At 35.8% G+C, this 26,407-nt stretch carries 26 protein-coding genes and 1 riboswitch; of the genes, 23 read left to right on the forward strand and 3 right to left on the reverse strand.

The features are described 5' to 3' along the window. Positions 1-241 precede the first annotated feature (241 nt). The 10 genes from AC2VNP_RS08855 to AC2VNP_RS08900 all read left to right on the forward strand — a co-directional run bounded on the left by AC2VNP_RS08855 (position 242) and on the right by AC2VNP_RS08900 (position 9,622). Positions 242-748: an A24 family peptidase gene (locus tag AC2VNP_RS08855; protein WP_486916978.1), complete on the forward strand. Its 507-nt coding sequence runs from the start codon at positions 242-244 to the stop codon at positions 746-748. Continuing rightward, positions 748-1,113: a TadE/TadG family type IV pilus assembly protein gene (locus AC2VNP_RS08860; protein WP_486916979.1), complete on the forward strand. Its 366-nt coding sequence runs from the start codon at positions 748-750 to the stop codon at positions 1,111-1,113. The genes AC2VNP_RS08855 and AC2VNP_RS08860 overlap by 1 nt, the downstream gene beginning before the upstream one ends. Then, positions 1,113-2,021 carry a pilus assembly protein TadG-related protein gene (locus AC2VNP_RS08865; protein ID WP_486916980.1) on the forward strand — a complete coding sequence of 303 codons (909 nt, stop codon included), beginning with the start codon at positions 1,113-1,115 and terminating at the stop codon, positions 2,019-2,021. The genes AC2VNP_RS08860 and AC2VNP_RS08865 overlap by 1 nt, the downstream gene beginning before the upstream one ends. 41 nt (positions 2,022-2,062) lie before the next feature. Beyond that, entirely contained in the window at positions 2,063-2,650 is a 588-nt protein-coding gene (locus AC2VNP_RS08870; protein WP_486916981.1) for an RcpC/CpaB family pilus assembly protein, read from the forward strand. Next, positions 2,650-3,834, forward strand: coding sequence for a CpaE/TadZ family protein (locus tag AC2VNP_RS08875; RefSeq protein WP_486916982.1), 1,185 nt, complete (start codon positions 2,650-2,652; stop codon positions 3,832-3,834). Before AC2VNP_RS08870 ends, AC2VNP_RS08875 begins: the two co-directional genes overlap by 1 nt. Before the next feature lie 17 nt (positions 3,835-3,851). Continuing rightward, positions 3,852-5,192, forward strand: a complete 1,341-nt coding sequence (locus AC2VNP_RS08880; protein WP_486916983.1) for a TadA family conjugal transfer-associated ATPase — start codon at positions 3,852-3,854, stop codon at positions 5,190-5,192. Between the two features lies 1 nt (position 5,193). After that, entirely contained in the window at positions 5,194-6,159 is a 966-nt protein-coding gene (locus tag AC2VNP_RS08885; RefSeq protein ID WP_486916984.1) for a type II secretion system F family protein, read from the forward strand. A gap of 192 nt (positions 6,160-6,351) precedes the next feature. Beyond that, the gene (locus AC2VNP_RS08890; protein WP_486916985.1) at positions 6,352-7,098 is read left to right on the forward strand and encodes a type II secretion system F family protein; all 747 of its coding nucleotides are present in this window, start codon (positions 6,352-6,354) and stop codon (positions 7,096-7,098) included. A 112-nt stretch (positions 7,099-7,210) separates the two neighbouring features. After that, positions 7,211-8,374 (forward strand): metallophosphoesterase, encoded by a 1,164-nt coding sequence (locus AC2VNP_RS08895; RefSeq protein WP_486916986.1) that lies wholly within the window; start codon positions 7,211-7,213, stop codon positions 8,372-8,374. A gap of 306 nt (positions 8,375-8,680) precedes the next feature. Beyond that, positions 8,681-9,622 (forward strand): lysophospholipase, encoded by a 942-nt coding sequence (locus AC2VNP_RS08900; RefSeq protein WP_486916987.1) that lies wholly within the window; start codon positions 8,681-8,683, stop codon positions 9,620-9,622. Between the two features lie 96 nt (positions 9,623-9,718). Here AC2VNP_RS08900 and AC2VNP_RS08905 read toward each other — a convergent pair whose 3' ends face one another. Both AC2VNP_RS08905 and AC2VNP_RS08910 read right to left on the reverse strand, forming a co-directional pair. Then, a complete protein-coding gene (locus AC2VNP_RS08905; RefSeq protein WP_486916988.1) occupies positions 9,719-11,149 on the reverse strand; it encodes a L,D-transpeptidase family protein in 1,431 nt (476 codons plus the stop codon). Positions 11,150-11,635: 486 nt separating this feature from the next. After that, complete coding sequence (locus AC2VNP_RS08910) at positions 11,636-12,193, reverse strand: hypothetical protein (RefSeq protein WP_486916989.1); 558 nt, start codon at positions 12,191-12,193, stop codon at positions 11,636-11,638. A gap of 50 nt (positions 12,194-12,243) precedes the next feature. Continuing rightward, positions 12,244-12,326: riboswitch (cyclic di-GMP riboswitch) on the reverse strand. 613 nt (positions 12,327-12,939) lie between these two features. Here AC2VNP_RS08910 and AC2VNP_RS08915 point away from each other — a divergent pair. The 9 genes from AC2VNP_RS08915 to AC2VNP_RS08955 all read left to right on the forward strand — a co-directional run bounded on the left by AC2VNP_RS08915 (position 12,940) and on the right by AC2VNP_RS08955 (position 23,036). Next, positions 12,940-13,803 carry a glycoside hydrolase family 16 protein gene (locus AC2VNP_RS08915; RefSeq protein WP_486916990.1) on the forward strand — a complete coding sequence of 288 codons (864 nt, stop codon included), beginning with the start codon at positions 12,940-12,942 and terminating at the stop codon, positions 13,801-13,803. Positions 13,804-13,952: 149 nt separating this feature from the next. Beyond that, positions 13,953-15,176: a glycosyltransferase family 2 protein gene (locus tag AC2VNP_RS08920; RefSeq protein WP_486916991.1), complete on the forward strand. Its 1,224-nt coding sequence runs from the start codon at positions 13,953-13,955 to the stop codon at positions 15,174-15,176. Between the two features lie 689 nt (positions 15,177-15,865). Continuing rightward, positions 15,866-17,095: an ATP-binding protein gene (locus AC2VNP_RS08925; RefSeq protein WP_486916992.1), complete on the forward strand. Its 1,230-nt coding sequence runs from the start codon at positions 15,866-15,868 to the stop codon at positions 17,093-17,095. Between the two features lie 270 nt (positions 17,096-17,365). Then, complete coding sequence (locus AC2VNP_RS08930; protein ID WP_486916993.1) at positions 17,366-18,064, forward strand: Na-translocating system protein MpsC family protein; 699 nt, start codon at positions 17,366-17,368, stop codon at positions 18,062-18,064. A 210-nt stretch (positions 18,065-18,274) separates the two neighbouring features. Further along, a complete protein-coding gene (locus AC2VNP_RS08935; protein ID WP_486916994.1) occupies positions 18,275-18,697 on the forward strand; it encodes a hypothetical protein in 423 nt (140 codons plus the stop codon). Between the two features lie 155 nt (positions 18,698-18,852). Next, positions 18,853-19,590, forward strand: coding sequence for a Na-translocating system protein MpsC family protein (locus tag AC2VNP_RS08940; protein WP_486916995.1), 738 nt, complete (start codon positions 18,853-18,855; stop codon positions 19,588-19,590). Between the two features lie 22 nt (positions 19,591-19,612). Further along, positions 19,613-20,311 carry a Na-translocating system protein MpsC family protein gene (locus tag AC2VNP_RS08945; protein WP_486916996.1) on the forward strand — a complete coding sequence of 233 codons (699 nt, stop codon included), beginning with the start codon at positions 19,613-19,615 and terminating at the stop codon, positions 20,309-20,311. Between the two features lie 126 nt (positions 20,312-20,437). Next, positions 20,438-22,270: a UbiD family decarboxylase gene (locus AC2VNP_RS08950; RefSeq protein ID WP_486916997.1), complete on the forward strand. Its 1,833-nt coding sequence runs from the start codon at positions 20,438-20,440 to the stop codon at positions 22,268-22,270. Between the two features lie 25 nt (positions 22,271-22,295). Continuing rightward, entirely contained in the window at positions 22,296-23,036 is a 741-nt protein-coding gene (locus AC2VNP_RS08955) for a YqjF family protein (RefSeq protein ID WP_486916998.1), read from the forward strand. 85 nt (positions 23,037-23,121) lie between these two features. On the opposite strand, the gene AC2VNP_RS08960 is transcribed toward AC2VNP_RS08955, so the two are convergent. Beyond that, the gene (locus AC2VNP_RS08960; RefSeq protein ID WP_486916999.1) at positions 23,122-23,523 is read right to left on the reverse strand and encodes a helix-turn-helix domain-containing protein; all 402 of its coding nucleotides are present in this window, start codon (positions 23,521-23,523) and stop codon (positions 23,122-23,124) included. A 351-nt stretch (positions 23,524-23,874) separates the two neighbouring features. Between AC2VNP_RS08960 and AC2VNP_RS08965 the strand changes: the two genes are divergently transcribed. The 4 genes from AC2VNP_RS08965 (at position 23,875) to AC2VNP_RS08980 (ending at position 26,188) form a co-directional block, all read left to right on the forward strand. Continuing rightward, positions 23,875-24,432 (forward strand): L,D-transpeptidase, encoded by a 558-nt coding sequence (locus tag AC2VNP_RS08965; RefSeq protein ID WP_486917000.1) that lies wholly within the window; start codon positions 23,875-23,877, stop codon positions 24,430-24,432. Positions 24,433-24,694: 262 nt separating this feature from the next. Next, on the forward strand, positions 24,695-24,877 hold the full coding sequence (locus AC2VNP_RS08970) for an anti-repressor SinI family protein (RefSeq protein ID WP_486917001.1): 183 nt from the start codon (positions 24,695-24,697) through the stop codon (positions 24,875-24,877). 24 nt (positions 24,878-24,901) lie between these two features. Then, on the forward strand, positions 24,902-25,246 hold the full coding sequence (locus AC2VNP_RS08975) for a hypothetical protein (RefSeq protein ID WP_486917002.1): 345 nt from the start codon (positions 24,902-24,904) through the stop codon (positions 25,244-25,246). 156 nt (positions 25,247-25,402) lie between these two features. Continuing rightward, entirely contained in the window at positions 25,403-26,188 is a 786-nt protein-coding gene (locus AC2VNP_RS08980) for a LytR/AlgR family response regulator transcription factor (RefSeq protein WP_486917003.1), read from the forward strand. Positions 26,189-26,407: the final 219 nt, after the last annotated feature.

The following is a 26,407-nucleotide window of genomic DNA, read 5'->3' on the forward strand; positions in this document are numbered from 1 at the left end:
AAAACTTAGTGGTAGAAGAAAAAGGGCAAGGATTATCAGAGTATGGAGTATTGCTGGCAGGAGTAGTGGCAGTGGTAATAGGAGCAGTAACACTATTCAGGGGACAATTGACAACATTATTTACAGGTATCTTCAATGATGTTGACTTCTAAAATAATGTAGAGAAGTTTGCAAGACTAACAAAACTATAAGCCCTACTCTGTAGGGCTTTCATTCTACTTAAATAAAGGTGGTTATACTGGTGATTTATACCATGTTATTTATAGCACTATTAATATCTTTTATAACGGATATAAAGAGGCGTAAAATTTTAAATATTGTTACTCTCCCATCTATTTTATTTGGTTTTATTTACTATTCACTAATAAATGGATGGCAAGGATTCCTATTTAGTGGTGCTGGATTTCTTGTTGGATTTGGTGTCCTACTTGTTCCTTACTTGTTAGGTGGAATGGGTGCTGGGGATGTGAAGTTGATGGCGGCCATTGGAGCACTGACAGGTTCTACTTTCGTATTCTATTCATTTATTTATACTGCACTTATCGGAGGAGTTATCTCTATTATTCTTATTATGAAGAAAAGAGGAGTTCGTCATTCATTACAGGCCATTTATTGTTCGCTCCCTTTTTTGAGAAGCAATCTTGGTTCCATGGCTTTGAAAGTAGATAAAGCGTCTAGCATTACATTCCCATATGGAGTAGCTATTGTTCTAGGAACTTTATGTGCATTTCTGTTTGGGGGGATTTGATGAAATCACAAAAGGGGCAATCACTCGTTGAATTTGCGTTAATTGTTCCCATTTTAATTATGCTTTTATTTGGGATCGTCGATTTTGGTCGAACCTTTCACGCTTATTTAACAATAGATCATGCAGGGAGAGAGGCTGCTAGAGCGGCTAGCATTGGACAGAATGAAGTTGAGGTTAGAGCTGTTGCTGTCAATCATGCTTCTAGTATAAATTTAACTACTAGCCAGGTGCATGTTAATCCTGGCACATCTGGAAGTGATGTAACAATAACGATTACTTATCCAGTTACATTTCTAACCCCAGTCATCAGTAACATTGTTGGGCCGTTTACGTTAACAAATACGACGGTAATGAGGGTTGAATAATGAAACGATTACTATCTTTATTAAAAAATGAAAATGGAACAGTTGTTGTAATGGTTGCTTTGTCAATGGTCATGCTTCTTGGAGCTGTAGCGATTGTAGTTGATGTGGGCAGAGCGTATTCAGAGAAAAGCACTCTACAAAAGTCACTCGATGCTGCTGTTTTGGGATCTGCACAAGTTCTCTTAACCAATGAAACAAGTGCTAGAAGTATCGCAAAGGACCTTTCGAGCAAAAACCAATTTTATTTACCAGATGGCAACATATCAACAAACAGTCATTCAATAGCAGCAACAAACGAATCTACCGTTCCTTTAACTTTCGCTAGAATAATAGGATTTAATGAAATGACTGTAACAGCTTCAGCCAGAGCTGAAGTTGGTCAATTAGTTTCTGCGAATGGAGTAGCGCCACTTGCAATACCAAAAGACTCTATTCCTCATGCAACTCAGCTAAACTGCACGAATCCTGGAGTGAATAACGGTAATTGTCATTATCTATCAATAGACGGTACAGGTGCTTCGAATTTAGGATCAGCGATTGTAAATGGAAGTACAATGTCAGTTTCTGAAGGACAACCTGTTGATACCGAACCTGGTAATAAGACTGGTCAAGTTCGAAGTGCAATTCTGACTTTAATTGAAAAGGATAAGGATAAATCACATTGTCAACATCACTCTACAGCCGACAATTCTTGTGAACGTATATTATTCTTACCTGTTGTTGATACATTTGAAGATATTCAAGGGAAAGATACAGTAGAAATCGTAGGTTTTGCTGCTTATTGGATTGAAGCATGGAGTAATAGTAATGGTATTATTAAAGGTCATTTTATCAGCATGATTACTTCTGGGGAAATCGGTGAAAGTCAAGTTGAAACAGGATTGTACGGTGTGAAATTGGTTGAGTAAAACCTAAAGTTAAAATTTACAAGAAAGGAGCATAGGTACATATGAAAACAAAGCGTATTTGGGCGTGGTCATTTATATTTGGAATTTTAGTTACGTTTGTCGCGTATCTTGCTTTATTTACAAATGAATCATCTTCAGCATCTGCACCAGTGGAAGTTGAGCCAGAACTAATCGAAAGTGAAGTTGAAGAAGGGGAGATCCAATCGAGAGAAATGAGAAATGAAATGGCTGCTGTTAGTGAAGGAAAACGTGCGATTTCACTACAAGTCTCCAAGGTACAAGAAGGGGTTTCCGGTTATATTGAACCAAATTCACAAGTCGATATTATTGCCTTTGAAACTAGTATAGAGAAAGATGAGGAGGAAGAAGAAAAGACGTTTCGTAAAGCCGAGTTAGTTTTGCAAAATGTGAGAGTACTAGCTGCGGGGGAAGCCGTTCATTCTCCAGATGAAGCGTTACGTTATGAAACGGTAACGGTCGAGGTCACACCTGATGAAGGTGTGTTATTAAGCTTAGTGGCCAGAAACCAAGAAGGATTTTACTTTATGTTACGAGATTCAGAAGACGAAGAGGTTATCGATAAAGAAATTCGCGTTAAAAGAGAACTTGTGGAAGGGAGAAATGAATAATGAAGATAAGCTGGCTCTATTATTCGGATACGAATGCACCTACTGATCAGCTAGAAGCTGTTTTAGAAAAAAGACAATATCCTTTAATTAGTCATCCAAGCTTGGAAGATTTGTATATGAATTTACAGCAATCTGATCATTCCATTCTCTTTTTAAAAGTGAATACGGTGTATAACATCTATGAACTATGTCAAGAAATTTCCATTCAATTTCCGCACGTTTATATTGTATTAATCGTTCCAGATAATATGGAGAATATCCGTAAAGCAATGCTCGTAGGCGCTTCGAATACATTAAGAATCTCCTCAGATATAGAAGAAGTGAAAGAAGTAATCGTTCAATCAGAAAAATATATGAAACAACGATTAGACAATAAAGAGGTTATTCCATTTCGTCTTGCGAAGAAAAGTCGAGTGATTTCAGTGTGTAGTGCAAAAGGTGGAATAGGACGTACGACGGTTGTTACGAATTTAGCTACAGCGCTAACAAAGAGTGGCGAAGAGGTGGTGGTTATTGATGCTGACCTACAATTTGGTGATGTGGCTGTCTTCTATGATTTGAAGCCAAAACTAACCATCTATGAATGGGTTAAGGAGGGGTATGGTCGCAAAGGTTTTTCCGTTACTAAGTATTTAACGGAACATGCAAGCAGGGTTTCCGTCTTAGCTGCTCCACCACGCCCAGAATTTTTTGAAATCCTTACAGACGAACACTTAACCACAGCTATTACGGAGTTAAAAAAGAAATATACAACGATCATAATCGATATGCCTTCATATTTATCAGAAATTCACGTTGCATGTTTAAGCCAATCGGATGACATTCTTCTCTTAACAACAAGTGAGTTACCTGTTTTACGCTCAACGAAGTTGTATATCGATACATTAGAAACACTTCAACAGTCTGACAAGTTAAAACTGGTTGTAAATAAAGAGCCGAAGAGTAAAGTCATCGAAACAAGCCAAATTGAAAGCATGTTAGGGCAAGGAGTTTTCGCTACTTTGCCAAACCAAGAAACTCTTGTAAAGACTTCAATAAATGAGGGAGTCCCTCTTTGTGTCTCTCATATCCGGTCACCATTTTCAAAAAGCTTCTTAGCTTTATCTAGTAAACTGACCGTTCAAGAAATGTCGAGTATCGAACCAAGAAAGAAAAAAAAGCGTCTATTTTCATTTAGTAAATAGAAAGGTGTGAATGTCGAATGTCTCTTTTTAACAAGTTTGTCGTAGAGAAAGAACCTAAATTTCTTGAAGAAGAGTATCCTCAATTAGCTGTAGCTGAAACCAACAGGTATTTAGAATTGGAAGAAAAAATGCATCAATTTTTACTAGAGGAACTGAAGAAGAAGCCAAGTGTAAGTGAAGCGGATGAAAAACAGAAGGTTCGAGAATTAGGTCAAGTCTTTTTAGAGAAAGAAGGAGAACGATTAACATTTGAAGAGAAAAGAACGTTACTGGCAACGGTTGAGTATGAGCTGTTAGCATATGGACCGATTACACCTTTACTAGAAAATCCGCATATCAGTGAGATTATGGTTAATGGACCAAAGGATATCTTCTTTGAAAAAAGCGGGAAAATTATAAAAAGTCAAACGGCATTTCGGGATGACCAACATGTCATCCAAGTAATAGAAAAGATTGTTTCACCGATTGGACGAAGGGTCGATGAAAGTTCTCCGATGGTTGATGCCCGTCTACCGGATGGTTCTCGTGTGAATGCTATTATACCACCTCTTGCATTAAAGGGACCGTCATTAACGATCCGTAAATTTTCTGAAAATCCATTCTCAATTGAAGACTTAATTCGATTTGGCACATTAAGTCGAGATATGGCTGAGTTTTTAGACATCTGTGTCAAATCTCATCTGAACATCTTTATAAGTGGAGGGACAGGGTCAGGAAAAACATCATCCTTAAATGTATTGTCTTCGTTTATTCCAAATGATGAACGCATTATTACGATAGAGGATGCAGCTGAGCTAAAGCTATCGCAAGATCATATCGTTTCATTGGAGTCTAGGCCGCCAAATATTGAAGGAAAGGGTCAAATTACGATTCGCGAACTTGTACGAAACTCCCTTCGAATGCGCCCAGATCGAATTGTTGTTGGGGAAGTTCGTGGTGCAGAGGCACTAGACATGCTTCAAGCGATGAATACAGGTCATGATGGAAGTTTGAGTACCGGACATGCGAACTCCCCTCGTGATATGTTAGCTCGTCTTGAAACGATGGTTTTAATGGCTGGTTTTGACTTACCAGTTCGAGCCATTCGTGAACAGATAACTGGTGCAATTGACATTATCGTCCAACAAGCTCGATTGAAAGATGGAACGAGGAAAATTACTCATATTACTGAAGTTGTAGGAATGGAAGGCGATACGATCGTTCTTCAAGATTTATTCGTCTTTCAAGAGAAAGGAAGAACCATTGATGGAAAGATTGATGGAAGTTTTATGTCGACTGGTATTCGACCAAAGGTTTCAGAACAATTAGAGGTTAATGGCTTCGAGCTTCCTTCCTCATGGTTTACAAGGGAGTGGTAAAATGGAGACAGTTATAAACTTACTTCTTATCTTTATCAATTCTTATGTTCTTTTTTTTCTCCTCACAAAAATGGTCTTAAGGAAGAATACGTTAAAGCGTCGACTCCATGAATTTGTACCAAGCCAGTCTAGAAATGAGGAAGTTGCAGTAACTGTTGAAAAAAAGGCAAGTCAATTTCGAAAGTTTATTGCTGCTTTTTCCAAATTATTTCACGGTATGAGCTTTAATGAAAATACGAAAAAGAAATTAGAGCAGGCAGGTAGTTCCTTAACAATAGAAGAATTTTTTGTCTTGCGTTTGTTAAGTGCTATAGGAGTTGGAGTTTTATTCACTGTTTTAGGTGTTCATGTCATCCTTGCGGTTGTGTTTACTGTTGGTGGTTTTTTAATTCCTACTATATATATATCTTGGAAAGGAAAGAAGCGAATATCTCAAGTTCCTTATCAATTACTTGAGACGTTAGGAATGATGGCCAATTCGATGCGTTCTGGATTTAGCTTTATACAGGCGATGCAATTGGTTGGAAGGGAAATGCCAGATCCTATTGGTCCTGAGTTTGATCGAGCTGTACGAGAAATTGGACTAGGAATACCAATGGACGAGGTCTTTGCCAACTTGCTTACACGCTTACCCAATAAAGAATTAGAAGTGGCTTTACAAGCGATTATCGCTCAACGAAAAAGTGGGGGAAATTTAGCGCAACTACTGGAGACGATGGAGGAGACCATTCGAGGAAGAATAAGAATTTTAGAAGAGCTGAATACGCTTACCTCACAAGGGAAACTTTCTGCCTTAGTTATTACATTATTGCCGGTAGGACTTGCGTTTTATTTGTACGCTGTAGATCCAGGTTATTTTGGTCCAATGCTTGAACACCCGTTAGGTTTGGCTATGTTATTTTTTTCTGGAATATTTATTATGATCGGATGGTTGCTTATTCAAAAAATTATCCGAATTGAGGTGTAAACGATGATACAGATCATTTTCTTTATCTTGACATCAATCTTTTTTATGTTGACTTTTGCTGCAATTTTGTTGACGGTGTATCGTTGAAAAATCAAACTAGACCAAAGGATTGAATCCTATTTTTCAGCCATTAATAATTCAAACAAGAATGCAGGCGTCAAAGAAAGAAAATCCATCTTACAATTAGCTATTGTGAAGAAATACTGGGACAAAGCGATTATGACGATCAATAATCGACTTTCCTTATCCGAACGAAAAAAGTTAGATCAATTGCTTAGAGACGCTGGATATTCCTTAAAACTGTCAGCGATTGAGTTTCGTTTAATCCAGTTATTAATCAGTATCGGTTTCAGCGTGATCGTATTTTTCTTTTTTACCTCCATTTCAGAGGAAACAGCAATGACCTGGCTGTTAACGATTACAGTTGCCTTTCTCGGCTTTCGTTACCCGATGTTTTTCCTAATGAAGAAAAAGACACAACGAATTAAAGACATAAATAAGGAAATGCCAGATTTTTTTGATAAGGTCAATCTATTGATTGAAGCAGGAGTGGGGTTAGACGCTGCAATTACAACAACTTGCCAAAGATCAAAGGGGCCATTATCAGAGGAGTTTTTTCTCACCATCGAAGAAATGAAACGAGGAAAGTCAAGAAGAGATGCCTTTTATGACTTAAGGAAAAGAGTACCATCTGATACTTTTCAAAGTGTCATTACATCATTAATTCAGGCCGATCAATTAGGAATTGGAATGTCAAAGTCATTACGGAATTTAACGACAAGAATTAGGGAGAAGAGGCGTGAAACAGCCAGGGAGCAAGCGATGAAAGCCCCAGTCAAAATGTTATTTCCTATGATTTTATTTATATTCCCCGCACTATTTATTGTTATTTTAGGTCCGTTAGTCATTATGCTGATTACAAATGGTCTTGGTGGTTAATTAAATAATGGGTATTATTTGGCATGTCAATTAGACGTGCTTTTTTTTGTAACTCATTTTAATATCGCGGTGCAATCGAGCTGGTAGGTTTGTTGATTAAATTCAAGAGTAATTGCACAACCTACTGTTAGATTTTAACATTATTAATGGATTGGAGATAACGGTTTTGCTTCTTTTTGGACTGGTTTTTCTGTTACTGTATGGTCTTCTTGTATATTATATAGGCTGGAGCGGCTGGCGTTGGATGGAGTTTAGAGTACAGGCTGAATTATCTTGGAAAATAAAAGTCATCTACATTTTCGTTTTGACGGTGGTTGCGACTTCATTTGTAACGGGAAGATTGTTTGAAAATGTTATTTTATATTCTATCGGCTCGGTCTGGATGGCGGTATTTTATATATTAGTACTACTCTTGCCAATTGTGCATATTAGTGTTTGGCTTCTACGTAATACTCAATTACCGAAAGAGTATCTCGACAAATGGCCTGGAATGATTATCGTTGGATTAGTATTTTCATTAATTGGTTATGGAATGTATAATGCCTACAGTCCGACCGTGCAAACTTACGATATTCATATAAAAAAAGAGAGCCCCGCGATAGAGCAACTTAATATTGTTATGGCTTCAGATATGCATTTTGGGCTTCTTTTTGGCAGGGAACAGGCTAAGAAGATGGTGAAAAACATTAATAAGCTCGAACCAGATATCGTCTTGTTGCCAGGTGATATTGTTGATGATCAAATCAACCAATTTATTAACCAGGGCATGGATGAAGTTTTAGCAGACATCGTTGCTCCTTTAGGTGTATATGTCTCGCTCGGAAACCATGATAAGCATAATGGCCCTATAGATGAGTTAATTGATACACTAGAGAGAGGCAATTTACGAGTATTGTACGATGAAGTAATACCAGTTAATGAGAATATCCTTTTAGTCGGGAGAAGAGATCGTAGAGACGCTGAACGAGAAGAGGTTGCTGATTTAATGGAAGAGATCGACCTAACAAAGACCGTTATTCTAATGGATCACCAGCCTTATGATTTAGATATTGCTGAGAAGCTAGGGGTTGACCTAATGCTTTCGGGTCATACGCATCTTGGTCAAGTCTTTCCTGGCCGCTTAATTACACAACGGATTTATGAAAACGATTGGGGATATCTGCAAAAAGGTCAGATGCATTCCATTGTGTCATCTGGTTTTGGGTTTTGGGGTCCGCCTATTCGCATTGGCACTCGTTCAGAACTTGTACAAATTGATGTTACATTCGGATTATAGATAGCGTTTCATCACGGTGGAAAGTAAGAAACCGTCCTTTCAGATGTAAAAGAGGGTTTATGCCTAATGGAAACGTTGCTATAATAAAGAATAAGTTAATATTTTTGGTTGGAGAAAAGGAGGGACCAGCTTCGTTATAACCTTTGTTATAGTGTGAGTTGCGTCTCTTTTTTGTTATGAATGAGCAGGTTAGCTAGCCAAGTAATAAAATTATCGTGAATGCCCTTTTGTAATACAGCCTTCACGAAAATATGTTCTGAAAGAAATTTGTTTGATTATAAGAAACAAAAAGTGGGGATGATTATTTTGCTACTACAAAGTTGGTTTACAATGTCAGATGATCATGAGGTATTTATAAATCAATGGTATGATGAGAATGTAAAGCCCAGGGCTGTTTTGCAGCTTGCACATGGTATGTCAGAACATTCATTTCGTTATGATGAACTTGCAAGTTTTTTATTAACGAAAGGGATATTTATGGTTGCAAACGACCATCGCGGTCATGGAAAAACAGGAGAAAACAACGGAACTCTTGGTTTTTTCGCAGATAAAAATGGTTTTGAAAGAGTTGTAGAGGATATAAAAGAGATAAATGATAGTATTCATAGTCAATACCCAGAAACACCAGTGTTCATCATGGGTCATAGTATGGGATCCTTTATAGTCCGCCGTTTTATCCAACGGTTTCATGATGTTGTTGAGGGGGTTATTTTGTCTGGTACAGGCGGAAACCCCGGCATTTCAGGGAAAGTAGGGAAATTAGTTGCAAAATCTCAAATACGAAAGATAGGTAATCGAACAGAAAGTCCATTACTAAATAAATTATTTTTTGGGAACTTTAACAAAGGATTCAAGGAAGCAAAAACGGAGTATGATTGGTTAACAAGAAATCCGCAGGAAGTTCAAAAGTATATTAAAGATCCTCATTGTGGCTTTATCGCTACCTCAGGATTTTATTATGATTTAATATCTGGGCTTGAGACTATTCACCATCATCAAGAAGTAAAAAAAATAAACAAAGATTTACCGATTTTTATTTTTAGTGGTGATCACGATCCTGTAGGTCATAATAAAAAAGGTGTATTAAAAGTAATTCAACAATATAAAAAGGTAGGAATGAAAAATATTAATTATACCTTTTACAAAGAAGGACGTCATGAAATGTTGAATGAATTAAATAAGGATGAAGTAATGAAAGACATTTATCAGTGGATTGATAAACAATTGGAGAACGGTCTCAATAGATAAATGACTTGGTACCTAAAGTGGTAGAAAGAAATCGGCTAGTCACTTTGGTGACATAATAAAACCAGGAAATCATCTGCGATTTCCTGGTTTCTGTCGTTAATAGATAACAACTGGATCATAGACCCTTAGATTATCATAAACTTTTTTCATGACACTTGGTGGTACATTGACGCAGCCGTTAGATCCTTGATTATGGTAGGCATTGCTTGACCAGTTAGTTCGCCAGTCTGCGTCGTGGAAGCCTTGACCGCTGTTTGTAAACGGTGCCCAATAATCGACGTCAATGGCGTACGTATCACTAGTGAGTGTATATGGTGTCCGTTTAAAAAGAATGTACCACACTCCTGGTAAGGTATCTTGTTTTTTAGTTCGGTCTCCAGTAACCACATGGGTGGTTAAGACTAGTTCGCCTTCTCTGTAGATCCACATGCGTTGTTGGGCGATGGACACTTCAGCATACGTATGTCCAATGCCGTTGTTTGCGGTAACGCCGTAACCAAAGCCTTCACCGCCCCAGCCATTTCCGTAAATATTAGAAGCAGAAAATGACGTTTCACCGTTTTCAAAAGCTTCTAATATCAATTTTGACTCTTTTTCAACATCAAGTGCCCAGCCATATCCTTTTCCTTTAACAGATATAACAGAACCTGAATGAGTCTTAAAGGTAAAATCTTTCCCTAAAGTGGATTGAGCGTCATTAATTTCAGCTACTTTCTTAGGAATACTATGTTTATTTATCTCGATCTTCAAATCTTCTGATACGGAAGCACTTGTAATAAGGTCGCTAGCTATTAAGGAGTAGACTTGGTCTTCTACCTCATAATCGACCGTATGCTGAAGGAAATCCTGCAGCTTGTTTACTTGGTTTTGTACAAGTTCACTATCTTCCTTGATCGGTTCTAGATAGAGGGGCTCTAGAAAGATTTCGCTCGTATAATCTTGCTTGTCGAACGCATCTAAAAGACGATGGACATCATATTGCTCACCTTCAATGCTTTCAGAAATCAGAATTTCGCCTTCTTCTAAGATGGCTTGCGCATTTACAGGCGCTGCCAATTGCTCATTCATAGTGGTGAGTTTTTGCTCGAATTCGGTTCTCAGAACTTCACTACGATATTCGTCGGTTTGACTTGGCAGTAAAAAATACGTTTTCGCTTCTGTAGATGGGAAAAAGGTCGCCTGACTTCTTAAAGTTTCTCTAATCCCGGGTAAGTCACTTTCTGTAAACTCCATCTTTGTTTCAGTTCCTTCTAAAATGAGCTGGTCCCCAACATAGATTTGGTTTTTAAGCACAGAGGTTTGCAACTTTTCTAGGGCTTGATCAGCTGTCAGCCCGCTAACTTCTATTCCATTAATCGTAATGTTTGAATTAAAATGTGTATTTTGATAGTAGATCATTACCGTCAATATAAGTGCAGTAATAAAGATAATAATGGATAGAATGTACTTCCAGTTTTTATACCATTTATTAGGTTGTTTCTGTCGAAGATTATTTTCTTCTACAGATTTTTCTACGGCATAACCCATATATATCCCCCCGACCTTCGACTTTCTTAGACTCTAAAACTTCTTATCTAACTTAATTATAATCTTTTACTACCATTTTACTAGATAGGAAATTTATATTTTGTCGTTTTTTGTAAGTTGGGGAAGTTTATTATAAATTTTTGGTGAACTTATGTAGGATACTGGAGAAATACTTGGTGGGGTTGTTGCAATTATTTAATTTCTCTGGGCTAAGAAGTAGGCGATAGGAAAGCTTTACAGGTTGAATTATAAATAGGGAGTGAGTTAGATAAGAGGATAGTTACTTTATATCAACATAGAGACTTCTAATAATACAATTGTCTAGTACACACCATTATTAAAAAACGTGGAACACGCTGTGAAACAAGATTATTCGGGGAGTCACTGTGAAGGTATCCTATGCTTCTAAATGAACAAATACTGTTGTAATAGAATGAAAGGAGAAAAGGCCAAATAAGCCATTCTCCTCTCTTTTGTTAATAATAATTATTTTTTCCCACCTGCATTGGAACCAGAAGCAGGTCCTTGTGGCACATCCTTTTTGATGTGCCCTAATTGTTTACCATTATTGTCTTTCTCATTATCGCCATCTGCTGGAGCAGGATCTACAAATGTTACTTCTTTCTTTTCTTGTCCTTCCCAAGAAACTTGACTATTACCAGCTGTCATTTGGATGTCAAATACAAACTTATAAGTACCTGCTTCATCTGCTTCAAACGTAATTACAGAAGTGTAATAACCATCATCATCTAGTACTAACGAACTTTCTCCTTCAAATACCTCATCATTAACTGTCCAGTTATACGTTGCGGCAGAGCCTGTTTTCAAAGCCGATGCTGTAAGTGTAACAGTTTCTCCGACTTCCAATTCATAAGTATCTGCTGTTAAAGTTAATTCATGGACATCCTTAACAAATTTGCTTTCTACATTTTCTGTTACATCTTCAGCTCCTGCTTCTGCAGCAAAAGCTCCTCCTGCAAATACTGATAATGCTAAAGAAGTTGCAATTGTTAATCCTACTACTTTTTTTGTTAATTTTCTCATTTCCCATTTCTCCTCTTAAATCAATTTTTTAATATAGTAAAAACCAATCATTAAGAGGGCCGGTTACACCACTAGCTTCATATACCCCAAGGTGTCCAAATAAGGGTTATACTTCATCGCTTCCCAAAGTTAAAACTAAGTACATAGGCCTAACATTTAGGACTTTGCGCCTTTCTTTCTTGTGGCCACGTGAAATAGTAGTGCATTGTCTCTATTTCGAATTATATATTCGTTTTAGAGAATATGGAAGATTTTTGTTTCGACATATATATACAAAGAGCCACATCAATTTTAATAGATTTAATAAACTACAGTTAAATATATTTTTCATGGGCAAATTTAAAGAAATGTTGAGGTCGATGTTATGTAGTGAATATATCTTTACTTATCAATAATTGTAATGTACGTATAAACTGTCGAATTTTTTGGAAAAAAAATCATTTAAATTTAACTGTAGTTCAATTTATAATAAAAGAGTATCAATAGAATTTTAGTGGAGATCTGTAGAATGATTGATCCACAACTCAAAAAAGCTTGCATGGAAAATTTATTTTCTATGTCTTTTTTTAGCAGTTATTGTTCTCTATAAAGCACAATAAAATATAGATATTGAATGAAAATTTTAGCAAAGGAGTGAAGTGAACTATTTGTTTTATAGGAATTTTGGCATGGTAGTCCACTATTGTGTATGAGATACAATGTTCTTTAAAACGAATAAAAAATTCAAATATGATTAGGTGTGTTTTATGAAAAAATGGATAGGAATTACCTTAGTCTTTCTAATTGTAATCTCGTTCTTTTGGTTAGGTGGGGAAAAAAGTCGCTCATTCAATAATCAAGCTTTATCCGAAGAGTCTGTATCTGTTTCACCAACTCATAAGATCGAAGTGAAAAGCGAAGACAGCAGTTGGAGTGAACCTCCAAGTGATGAACAAGATGTAGACGGTTGGAAGTTAGTTTTCTTTGATGATTTTACAGATGAAAAACTGAATACAAAAAATTGGACGGCTCTAAAGCGAAAAGAAAGCTATAACAACGAACTTCAGGAGTATTCTCCCAGAAATGTAGAAGTTAGTAATGGTCGACTTAATTTAATAGCAAAGGAGGATGGTGTCGCTCCTAAAAAGTATAGTTCGGGACTTGTTGAAACGAAGGGTAAATTTGATTTTCTTTATGGGAAAGTTGAAGTGAAAGGAAGGTACCCTGTTGGTAAAGGACTATTTCCAGCTATATGGATGTTACCGTCTGATGGAAAGGACCATTTACCTGAGATTGATATATTTGAAAATGTTGGTCACGAACCGCATCTCATCTATCAAGTTCACCATTGGAGGGAAAACGGAAAACTTCAAACAACTTATAATAAAACAGAAAATCAGGAAATTGATACAGATCATATATACGGAATTGAATGGGAAGAAAACGAAATACGGTGGTATGTGAATGAAGAGCTTGTTTTTACTTCTACCAATAACATCCCGGATATGCCAATGCATCTTATTATTAATTTGGCTATAGGTGGAAATTGGCCAGGGGACCCTGATTTAAGTACATTCTTTCCTGCCATATTCTCTATAGATTACGTTAAAATTTATAAGAAAGTAGGATAATAAAAATGGAAAGTATACTTAATATAACGATATTGGTCATATTTTCAATTTGTACGATATTCCCAATATTCCATATAGTTAATGCTTGTATTTTATCATCAAAAAAGCCCTACTATATGAAAAGCGTGAGGTCCCCAAACGAGAAATCGATGAGTATATTAGTTCCATGCTATAACGAACAATCGATTGTTGAGACATTAATTTTCGGTATGAAAAACTTAAATTATCAGAATTACGAATATATTATTATTAATGATGGTTCAACAGATCATACATTAAGCTTATTAAAAAGGTTGTTAGATTTAGAGGTGACGGTGAAACGAACTACTACTAACTTAGAATATATGCCTGTTTTAGGGGTATATAAGTCAAAGAGGTTTAACAATGTGGTTGTAATAGACAAGGTGAATGGAGGTAAGGCTGATTCTTTAAATGCTGGAATTGCTTACTCTTCAAATGAGTTAGTAATAACCTTAGATGCAGATAGTATCTTAGATGAGAGAGCACTACCTATAATTAATAATGCTTTTCAAGATCAAAAAGTTGTTGCTGCAGGTGGAATTGTCCATGTATTACAGGGAAGAAAGGTGGATAAAGAAAGTTTAAGACCGACACTAGGTTTAAAAATGTTAGTAAGAAGTCAAATATTAGAATACTTTAAAGGCTTTTATGTTTATAAAGCTTCATTAGCAAGGCTAAATGCACTAGCGATTATTTCAGGGGCATTTGGGGTGTTTAAAAGGCAAGTTCTCATAGATGTTGGAGGTTATCGGAGAACAGTTGGTGAAGATATTGACATCACACTAAAAGTACAACAGTATGTTAATAAACAAAAAGGATTAAAGGTTTTATTTATCCCAGAAGCCAAGTGCTATACGGAAGTACCAGAGAATATACTCGATTTATATAAGCAAAGAATTCGTTGGCAAAAGGCATTTACGGATTGTTTATTTATCTATAAGAAATCACTGTTAAGAACATTATTTACACGACCTTTATCATTTTTCTTTATAATTGAGGCCTTTTTTACAGGGGTACTGTGTGGTTATCTTATGGTTATAATACTTTTACTTGTACTTGTTGTATTTCCAGCTACCGCATTTCAATTCCTATTAGTCTATATTATTGCTAGTTTTACGTTAAATATAATTTATAATGTGGTGGCAATTATTATTGCTCGAATCCATAATCAAAAGTTTTATTTTCGCGATTTGATAAAACTAGGTATGACTCTCTTGCAGGATTTATTAATCTTCCGTTATTTAACTTTATTTTTTGTCTTGAGTGGGACGATCCAGTATTTCATCAATAAGGAGGGTTGGAATAAAGTACAACGAACCGGCAGACAATATGATATTGAACAAGTAAGGTAATTTTTTTAGGTCCTTTTGTTCGTTATTAGAAACAAAAGAGTGAAAAACGTTCTCTTTAAAGACTTAACTTAATGAATAAAGATAAAAAAGACAAATCCTAGATGAATTGTCTTTTTTATCTTTATAATAAGAGGTTGTGATATCCCTGAGTTAATATCCCAAAAATCTCATGAGATACCTTTCTTCACAAGTTATTGTATATGTGTTCAAAATATATGGAATGTTGGTATAACTATATCTGCATACTAAATTCATTTTGAGTAAAAGTTAATATAACAACACGCCTAAATTCTTGAAAAAGTCACCAATTTGTTATATTCTATAAAAGGATTTTAGGAATAAGATGCCTATATCTATTTTTTGATGCTGTAAATTAAATTGTTGATATATGTTGATCTGGGACTACCTTTTTAGTCATTAGCCTGCAGACCTAACAATACCATTGACAATAAGTTTTGTTAAAACCAAAAGTTAATAATTGGGTAAAGGATCTTTAGATTAATGCTAAAGTTTAAAGCCAAAGTGGGAAGTAGCCGTTGTTGTTACTCTTACTTTGGCTTTTTTTATGGGTTGCTTAAACGAAGAGAAGATTGAAAATATTAATCAGAAAGATGGGAGATTAATTGGATATTTTAAAGGATGTAGTGTTAAACTTTTTCTTCATATTCGTTTGCTATTGTTTGTTCGTTTTGTTTGTATTTAAAAAGCGTGAGGGAACTAATGTCCAAAAATCTAGTTTTGTTATATTTGCATTGGCTGCAGTCATTCTTTGTGTAACCTTTCCGATTCAAATAACTGATAAACTTTGGTTTGATTTAAGTTTCGTACCAATTGCTATTGCTGGGTTGTATGGAGGATGGCGCATCTGTTTATTGCTCTCTATCGCCCTAATTGGATACCGACTACTGTGGGGAATAGACGAAACTTACCTTTCAATGATTGTAGTTACGTTACATGCTATTTTCATTGGATTTATATCCATCCAATTTCGTTCTTTCTCACATCAACTACGAATTTTGTTAAGCGTAATTGTGGGCCTAGTATCCTCGTTACTGATTGTCGTTGCTGTAGGATTTGTTCTAAATGATTTCATAACTCCAGTGCAATTTTTAACGATCAGCTTATCTCACTTGTTATTTATTACCTTTTTTGTGGTACTTAGTGAGACATTTATTAGAGTACAAAAACTGGATGAGCATGTTATCCGTTCTGAAAAGATGGAAATTGTTAATCATGTGGCTTCAAGCTTTACACATGAAATACGTAATCCAATGACTACTGTTAAAGGGTTTTTACAACTTCTGAAAAGCGATGGAATTAGTAGAGTAGAAAAAGAGAAATATATTTCTATTGCAATTAGTGAGGTTGAACGTGCTGAAAGTATTATTACAGAATATCTTTCTTTTACGAAACCAACGACGAATGATTTAAAAGTTATTGATGGGGCGGAACTATTACAAAGATCAATTGACGTCATACGTCCACTCGCAAATTCTAATTGTATTGACATTCAATATAATAATTCCTCATTTTTTATTCGAGCTAATCGACAGAAGCTGCAGCAGGCCTTAATCAATTTATTTAAAAATGGTATTGAAGCTATGCCTAATGGAGGTACACTGTATATTTCTGCAGAATCTAAAAAAGATGTCATTTTTCTAACGATTAGGGATAACGGAATTGGAATGACAAAGGAGCAAGTAAATCGACTAGGAGAACCTTATTTTTCTTCTAAAGGAGAAAAGGGAACGGGTTTGGGGATGATGGTCGTCTATAATATTATCGAAGCTATCGGTGGCTCTATTCATGTCGTAAGTAAATTAGGAAAAGGGACAACCTTTTTAATTAAACTGCCACAGTGTTCAGCATTAGGAGAAGAGGAAGTCACAACTGAAAGTAAACTGTATATAGTTAAGTAGATTGCTATATCAAGAAACTAGTGATAAAATAGGATGGACGAATGTCTTGCTGGCATTGGTAACGAAAATACAAATTTGTAATTAAACTTAAACATATTTATAATACATTTTTTGGTAAATGGAAGAAACTATTAATTATAGCCCGTCTATCCATGGCCTAACTTCTCTATTCATGAAGTTAGGCCTTTTCGGTTTTTTATAGAAATAAATACATAAAAAGGGAGTAAATGTAAAAAAGATGTTAACTAAAAGGGGAGGGAAGCCTAAGAAATGATTACTACTTATCGCCAACAAGAAGACCTCCTGCAATTGAGCAGTACGTTTAGTAAAATGCTAAAACAAAAGTTTGGGAAAGGTCCAGAGTCTTGTTTTGTAACGAACCAATCGAATAAGTTAACCATTTATATTAGGAATTTTATAACGCCGGCAGAAGAGGTTCTGGTAGAGTCTAATCAAATTAATCTGGCCTACAACTTTCGCTATGCGGTGATCGAGAGGGTTTTTCAAGAGTTTAAAAATGAAGTTGTAACTGTGCTAGGTCTAACATTTACCTCGTATCATACTGATTGGGATTATGATAATAATACTGGGGTTTTAATGCTAGAGAATAGTAATACGAATGAACGATTTGAAACAAGCAGTCATTCGAAATTAACAACGAAGTTATTTGAGAAGATGAGTTCTATTTGTGCAGAAGTACATAAAGCTCCGAGCAGTATAGAGATGCTCAAGTTGAATCAAAATATGTATCTTGCTGAGTGCAAAGGAATTATGCTGCAAATCGAGAAAGTATTATACCAAAAAAACTGTATTGAAATGCTTCAAGAGCGTTCCATTGAAATTAAAAAAAGTTATAGCATTCAAAGAGCATCATTTGAAGAAGTATTTGATAGGGAAATTGAAGGGTTATTTATGACATGGGATTATAAAAATGACCGCTGCTATATATTCTTTTATTTACAACCATAAATTATTTTAATAATATATAAAAAGAAGAAGAGATTGGATTAGCTCTTTCTTTATGACATTTTTAAAATTACAAGTATATAATTGAATTCTTAATTTGGTAGAAATGCTTTTAGAATTTTACGCTAAACATAAGCCAAAATAGCAAGGTGACATGAGTCGCTCTTGCTATTTTGGCTTTTTTTGTTTTCGACTATAGGAGGTTCACTGCATATGGAAGGTTTAAAAGAAAAGATTAGTCCGATGAATGATTATTTTAACGCAGTAAAGATGATCGTAAGGCTGCAAAATATGACTGAAATTCATCAATTAATAGATGAAATTGATGAGTTATTAAAGAATGAGAGTTGCGAGTACCTACAATTAGCTACACCTTATAAAAATACGTATAAGCATATTGTCGCTATGGTGGAAATAAGTGGTAAGATTATGGAAGAAGAGTTAAATGATAATGCATATAAGGAAATGTTTATGAATTCAGCAGTTCTCATTACTGAGCAGCTTTGTAATTTTATGACTGAGTTAATGGATACAGAAGCTCATATCAAACAATTAATGGTATCAAATGCCTCTAAGATTGTCATTTCTTATAGGATAAAGTATTTAATATATGTGATCAAAAAAGTTTTAATATAAATAAACCGAGAGATATAAGAAAACCGCTTATATTTTTCGGTTTTCTTTATTAGTGGCGGCGTTCATAAAGTCATATTTTAATTTCTTTAAAAAAGCCTAATTATTAAAGAAGTGGTACATACTAGAAGCTGAGGTAATAAGAGAGGAGATACTTCATGGAAGATGTATTAGAGAGTCTGCAAAAAGATATTAGTGGATATACAGGGAAACTATTTCGCGATATTTTTGGGAAAGGACCCCAATCAGTCTTTACGTCAATCGGTTACACCTTTATAACGATTTATTTAAGAAATTTTCTTACGCCTTCTGAACAAGTATTATTTGAACAAGATCAAATTATGACAATTCAGCAAATGAGAGATAAATTGATGCAAACGATTATCCCTCAATTAAATACTTACATAGAGTTAACAACAGGAAAAAAAATTAGCGAGACCTATTATGATTGGAATTTACACAACAAATCGGCCATGGTTACTTGTATAAGTTCAGACCCCTTCACACCAAAGGAGGACATATACGAGGAATATTCACAAAAAATGAGAATAGATAAAGAAATCATTGACATCAGTGAACAAGCTGAAAAAGCACCAGACGAAATATATTCTTGTCAAATCCAAGACCGAACCGTTTTAGTTATACGAAATGGGATCTTAGTAAGGATTGAAAAAGAACTGATTCGATTGGGTAAAGGTGATTTATTAAAGCGGGTCAAACGAAATTTAGAAAAGAGTTTTTTACATAATAATAGTCGATTTGAAACCATTTTCAACCAGCAAGTTGTTGATGTATTTGTTGACTGGGACTTTAATCTAGATAAAAGTGTAATAATACTCAAGCTTAATCCTGCCAAGCCCAATATACCAAACTACGACAAAGTTGACATGGAATAAATCGAAAGAGAGGGCATAACTATTGGATCAAGAAACTCTCAATTCAATTAGCAGCTATTTAAGTAAGTTATTGAGAAAGAATTATGGGAAAGGACCCCAGTCATGTCAATCTACTGTGTGTAAGAATATTTTTATTACATACATCAAAGGGTTTATATCGCCAATGGAAGAAGTGTTAATGAAACAAGGTCATAATGAACAGGTTGATTTGGCTAGATCTATTATTATTAATCATGTCGTAGACCAACTAAAAGGAGTTGTAGAAATATCACTTAGGTGTGAGATCTTAAATTGGTTCCATGATTGGAATTTTCCAAATAACTCGGGCCTTATAATCTTCTTATTAGATGAGGAAGTAACTGAAGAAGTGTGTGTAGATAAGACCATTAACTTGGATAGGCTGGAGACAGAAGTTGCTAGAATTAGCTCGTTAGTACAAAAAGTACCAGACATCATCAATATCTACCCTATTTCTGCAACAGCGTATATAGTTGAGCGTAAAGGAATACTAATTCCAATTGAAAAAGCACTTATAGAAAAAGGTTATGCGGAAGAACTAAAAATAACCAAAGATGAATTAGAAAAAAAGTATTTTCATAATTATGGAAAGTTCGACGAGATTTTCAAACAGGAGGTAAAGGATATTTTTATTGATTGGGACTTTAAAGATGATCGATCGTTAATGGGGTTTATTTTAAAGGAACAGAAGAACATTAGGTGAGCACTATAAAAAGTTCGTTTGGTTTTTATATAAATCGTATAGTTTTTAGGCAATTAAGCGTAGGAAAAGACATTGATCCATAGAACCGATATAATGAAAATAAAACAAATTAGGAGCTTGGAGACGATGTATCAAAATTTAGAAGAATGTATCCTCGATCTAGAGAAGTACGGTCATTTAATCCGCATTCATGAAGAAGTAGATCCTGATCTGGAAATGGCTGCTATTCATTTAAAGGTATATGAAGCCGGAGGCCCAGCCTTATTATTTGAAAATGTAAAAGGTTCAAAGTTTCGAGCGGTTTCGAATTTATTTGGCACGGTTGAAAGAAGTAAATTTATCTTCCGTAAAACGTGGGATTTAGCACAAAATGTTGTTGCTGTAAGGAACGATCCTGTAAAAGCCCTAAAGAACCCGTTCAACCACGTCCGTACCGGTGTTGCTGCTTCGAAGGCTTTACCGATGAAAAAATCATCTTTACCAGCTCACTTTGAAGAAATTAGTATTTCGGATCTGCCACTTATTAAACACTGGCCGGATGACGGTGGAGCTTTTATTACGTTGCCTCAAGTATATAGTGAAGATCCTCAGAAACCAGGCATTATGAATTCCAATCTCGGGATGTATCGTGTCCAATTGAGCGGGAATGAGTATGAACTTAATAAAGAAATAGGCGTCCATTATCAAATACACAGGGGAATAGGTGTTCACCAAGATAAGGCAACTCGAAAAGGGGAGCCGCTAAAAGTAAGTATTTTTGTAGGTGGACCGCCTGCACATACACTTTCTGCTGTTATGCCTTTGCCTGAAGGCTTAAGTGAATTGACCTTTGCAGGGTTACTATCTGGACGTCGTTTCCGATATAGTTACGTCGATGGCTACTGTATTAGTCATGATGCCGATTTTGTTATTACAGGTGAAATTCATCCGGAGGAAACAAAGCCTGAAGGACCATTCGGGGATCACTTAGGGTATTACAGCCTTACACATGAATTCCCCGTTATGAAAATTCATAAAGTGTTTGCTCGAAAAGATGCAGTTTGGCCATTTACAGTTGTCGGACGTCCTCCTCAGGAAGATACGTCTTTTGGAGCTCTTATTCACGAGTTAACAGGTGATGCCATTCCTCAAGAGATCCCAGGTGTCAAAGAAGTTCATGCCGTTGACGCTGCTGGTGTTCACCCGTTACTTTTTGCAATTGGCAGTGAGCGGTATACACCTTATCAGAAAGTAAAGCAACCAACTGAACTGCTAACGATAGCTAACCATATCCTGGGAACAGGACAGCTTAGCTTAGCCAAATATTTATTTATTACCGCAGAAGAAGATCAAGCGCTTGATACGCACAAAGAAGTTGAGTTTCTATCATATATACTAGAACGACTCGATCTTCGTAGAGATATTCATTTTCAAACGAATACGACGATTGATACGTTAGATTATTCAGGAACAGGGTTAAATACTGGAAGTAAAGTGGTAATAGCAGCTTTCGGTGATAAAAAGAGAGACTTATGCCAGGAGGTGCCTGAGCAGTTGAAAAAGCTGAGTGGGTTTAGTGAGCCTCGCTTCGTTATGCCTGGTGTCGTGGCGCTCGAAGGATCGGCCTTTACAACGTATGAGGAAGCAGAAAAAGAGCTGAATAACCTAAGTGAAGCGATTCAAACGAACGGCGGAGTGCCCACTTGTCCAATGATCATATTATGTGATGATAGTGAATTTATAAGCGAATCTACTAATAATTTTATGTGGGTAACGTTTACCCGAAGTAATCCGTCACATGATATTTACGGCGTAAATGGTTCTTACGAATTTAAGCATTGGGGCTGCGACAATATGATTATTGATGTCCGCATAAAGCCACACCATGCACCACCGCTCATTCCTGAACCAACCGTTGAGGAAAATATAAAGCGATTGTTTGGAAAAGGAGCTAGCTTGGAAAAAGTAAATATCGATTAAGACGCAAAAGCAAGGAGGAAGTATATTGAACGAGCTCAAGCGTCAAAGCTTATCACGAACCAGTGAAAGTTGGTTGATGGCACAGACATGGAGTTCTCTTTTGTTTGCTCATTATAAAGTTCCAAAATCGTTGCTGCGTCCTATTATTCCTAGATGTTTTGAAGTGGATACATTTGAAGATGAAGCATGGATTAGCGTTGTTCCGTTTATTATGAGTGGTATTCGAGCTCGTGGACTACCTGAATTACCGTTTATTCCTTCTTTTGCAGAATTAAATGTAAGAACGTATGTAACCTTTAACGGTAGGCCAGGCGTATATTTCTTTAGCCTAGATGCGAATAGCAAGTTGGCTGTCGTATTAGCGAATGTAACGTATAACCTTCCATATAGGCATGCAAGTATGAAATGTTCTATTCAAGGAGATACGATTGAGTTTTATAGTGAGAGAACCGACTCGCGCGTAAATAAAGGAATATTCTCGGCCCATTATCAACCGGTAGGAAACATTTATTATTCTACTCCTGGCACTTTAGAAGAGTGGCTGACAGAACGGTATACCCTTTTTGTAACTCGAAACAAAGGTATATACGAAGGAAAAATTCATCACGATCCTTGGCCATTACAATCAGCAAAGGCAGACATTTATGTAAATACGGTCTCAGAAAGTGTAGGAATTCATATAAAAGACCCACCTAATTTACTTCAGTATGCTAAAAAGCTGGAAGTCTCCGTATGGCCGCCGAAAAAGGTTGGACTTCTTGGATAATGTAAATATGGAATTAGACGAAAACAACCATACCGATAAGGAGTATGGTTGTTTTCTTTATATTTTAATTAGTGTTTGTCAGTTATTAGATAATACGAAACTCTTCTTCTGCATGTGTTGATTTCCCGCAGAACGTTTTCAATTGATAGAGTATCGGTAGCTTAGTATTTCCGGTTTCAGAACCTTGCATTTTTGTCGATTCAAGAAAGTTAATATACTCCTCGGTTGTTAATCCTGATTCCAGCGCTTCAATTACAACATCATTCCAAATCGGGTCAAAGGTTTCTTGAGAGCACTCCATGAGTAGATCATCAACTGGAATACCTAGTATTGGAGAAATTTTTTCAAAATATTGTAAGGATGGGTTAAGGTATATCTTTTCTTCAATAGAAATAAGATACGATTTTTCGATACCCGAACGCTCCGCAAGGTCAGAAAGAGTTAATCCTTTTCTAATGCGATATTTTTTAACCGTTTCACCAATCATATGTATCCACCTTTATACTCAGTATTTTTTACACCTTTTCCATCTACCTATACGGGCGCCTGTTCCTTTTTGGGGGGGTTATAAAAAAAAAATTTTAATTATTTCTATCCTTTGACTTAGAAGTCATTAATAAGAATGACCTAGTTTTTCTATGAGATAACTTTAATATTTACAAAATAACCTTTACTAGTAATATTGACGGTTTAATAAATATCCATTCTTTCTTACCCATGGCGAAAATCAGCTAGGACCTATTACGTCGTAAAACATGTCTGAATGACTAATTAAGTGTTTCAATAGGGCGGAAAACCGTTTTAATTGTACTATAGCGAATTCGATATTAATAACCAGTTGTCTTTCATTGGGCTAGGTGGTTGGATTTACCATCCTTCTCCAGTTCAAACATACTCACCAAATGAGGTAAGTCAATTAGTTTCTAAATCGGTTCAACCGAATATTCATAATAGCTGTCAACCGCCTTCTGAGGATACGTGCGATTTTCAACCACTTGAAATCATTGTTGATAAAGAAGAGAAAGCTCTATTTTTAATCAGTGGCACAAAAATCCTCCGTCACTACCCGATTGCTGTAGGAAAAGATAACAGTACACCTACAGAACAATTTTATATTCATAAAAGAGTGATCAATCCTAATCATCATTTTCCATTTACTACAAAACCATTTGGCACAAGAGGTCTAGAACTTTCTAACTCTCGGTTTGCTATACACGGTACTTATGAAGAAGAGAGGATTGGCAAAAATGCATCGAAAGGGTGTATTCGCTTACAAAATGAGGATATAGAGGAATTATTTTTAATGGTAACTCTAAGCACGCCGGTAACAATTACAGATGATAGTGGTTTAATTACTTCTCAAGTTCGTTCATCAACGAATAGCAGAAAGAATTAGTAACAAAATATCAAGGGTAAGTTGGAAATTAAAAGTAAATATTTTTATAAACTCGATGAAAAGTTTTTATGAAAGACCGATTTCATGTCATAAGTCAGCCTCAGTGTGTTATGACTGATAGAAAGGGAGTTAGACTTCCTATTTTATCTTCAAATATAATGCAAGTAAGAAACTGGAATGGTATCAGATTTAAAGTTCCACAAGTATTAATTTATTCAAATGTGTTGTTAAGGCCATTTATAAGAGAGGAGAGTTCGATTAGATGAACCTTTCGGGCGAAAATAAAGTACAAAAAGACGACAGTAATTTTCAGAATAGTGATTCTGTTTTAGTTGGGGTCCTTGATGTCAAATGGAGAGAACTTGTTATAGAAGCTATGGATTCTGGGGTATCCAAAGATGAATTTCGTAAGTTTTTAGATTTAAAGAAAGAACAAAATTACTAAATTTAAAGTTAGAGGAGGAAGAAAATGAAGCCATTAAAGCTATTTAATCATTACATGAGCAAATATTGGGCTGAACTCATACATGAAGATTGGCATATAGAAATCGTAACTTTAAATCGTTCCTATATCGATTTTGACCAGCTGGAGAACATTATACCGCCAGAACATGAAAGAGTCAGATGTATCGTTTTCTTTTCGTTACATGAAGAAGGTATTGAAATTAACATGTTACAAAATGATACCGGATCTACTAATTTAGCTATTGTTTTTATGAAGAGGGGAGAGCTCGTTCATGCGGTTACTGCGGAATCTGTGATCAGTAATCCTTTTCCAGAGGGCCATTTTAACTCTCATCTTGAAGCAAATTAAGGAGTAACAAATAGATATAATAAAATTCTCTTAAGTAAAGTAGGGGAGATGGGGGAGCTCTATAAATATTCTTAAGAAAGTAAATTTCACTTTAAAAGCTGTCAGTTAAATGATAATATAGCCCTAGTTATATGTACTCATTAAAGGGGATAAGGAATGAAAAGCATACGAGTGATTATTGCCGATGATTGTAGTATATCTAGAAAGCTGCTCAATAAAATCTTAAAATCTGATCCTGATATTTATTCAATAGTAGAGGCAGAAAACGGCAGTGAAATGATTTCTCGAGTGTTAGTAGAAGAACCGGACCTTGCCTTAGTAGATGTGACGATGCCTATGGTCAATGGTATTGATGCGGTGAAAGAATGTATTACATTCATGCCTCATATGAAAGTCATTTTCATCACTGGCCATAATAATTATGCATTAGAAGCATTTGATGTTTCGGCAATAGATTACATTGTAAAGCCGATTAATCGGGAAAGATTATTTTGTGCGTTAGACAAGGCTAAACAGGCTATCTATTACCACCGTCAATTAGAGCGAGCAAAAATAGAAAACCCTAAGCCGTTACATGACGGAAAGAAAAAGTTAGTTTGCAGGTATGAAGGGACGATTTTTTATATAGCTTTTCGGGATATTATTTTTATAGAAAAAGAGGGCAGAAAAGCTCTTATTCATACGCCCAAAAAAGTTATTGAAACAAACGAAACAATGAGTTCACTACTAGAAAGGTTAGATGTAAGGTTTATACAATCTCACAGATCTTACATTCTGAATATTGAGCAAGTTTCTGAAGTAAGTAACATTGGGGACTCCTACTTAGCGAGGTTTGATAACTATCCAGAAAGAGCATATATTTCGAAGAGTAACTTTCAACGAGTCGCTCACTATATTGAACGATTGGTTTCAATAGATACTAATCGTTCTAGTGGTTCCTAAGTGGTAATCAATCGGTTTAAGATGATTTGTCTAGGTGGGGTAGGGGAGAGAGTTACACTAAGACACTTTTAAGTGAAGCTGCTGATGCGGCTTTTTTTGTTGTGATGCAAGAGAAGGTGGTAATCGCTGGGTGACACCTAAAGAAGGACGATCTCGAGTTACTGGGGTTACGTTTGAGGTCAGTTCAAATAACTAACATCAAACGTAAGAAGAGCTGAG

The sequence above is a fragment of the Alkalihalobacterium sp. TH-98 genome, from assembly GCF_057473385.1.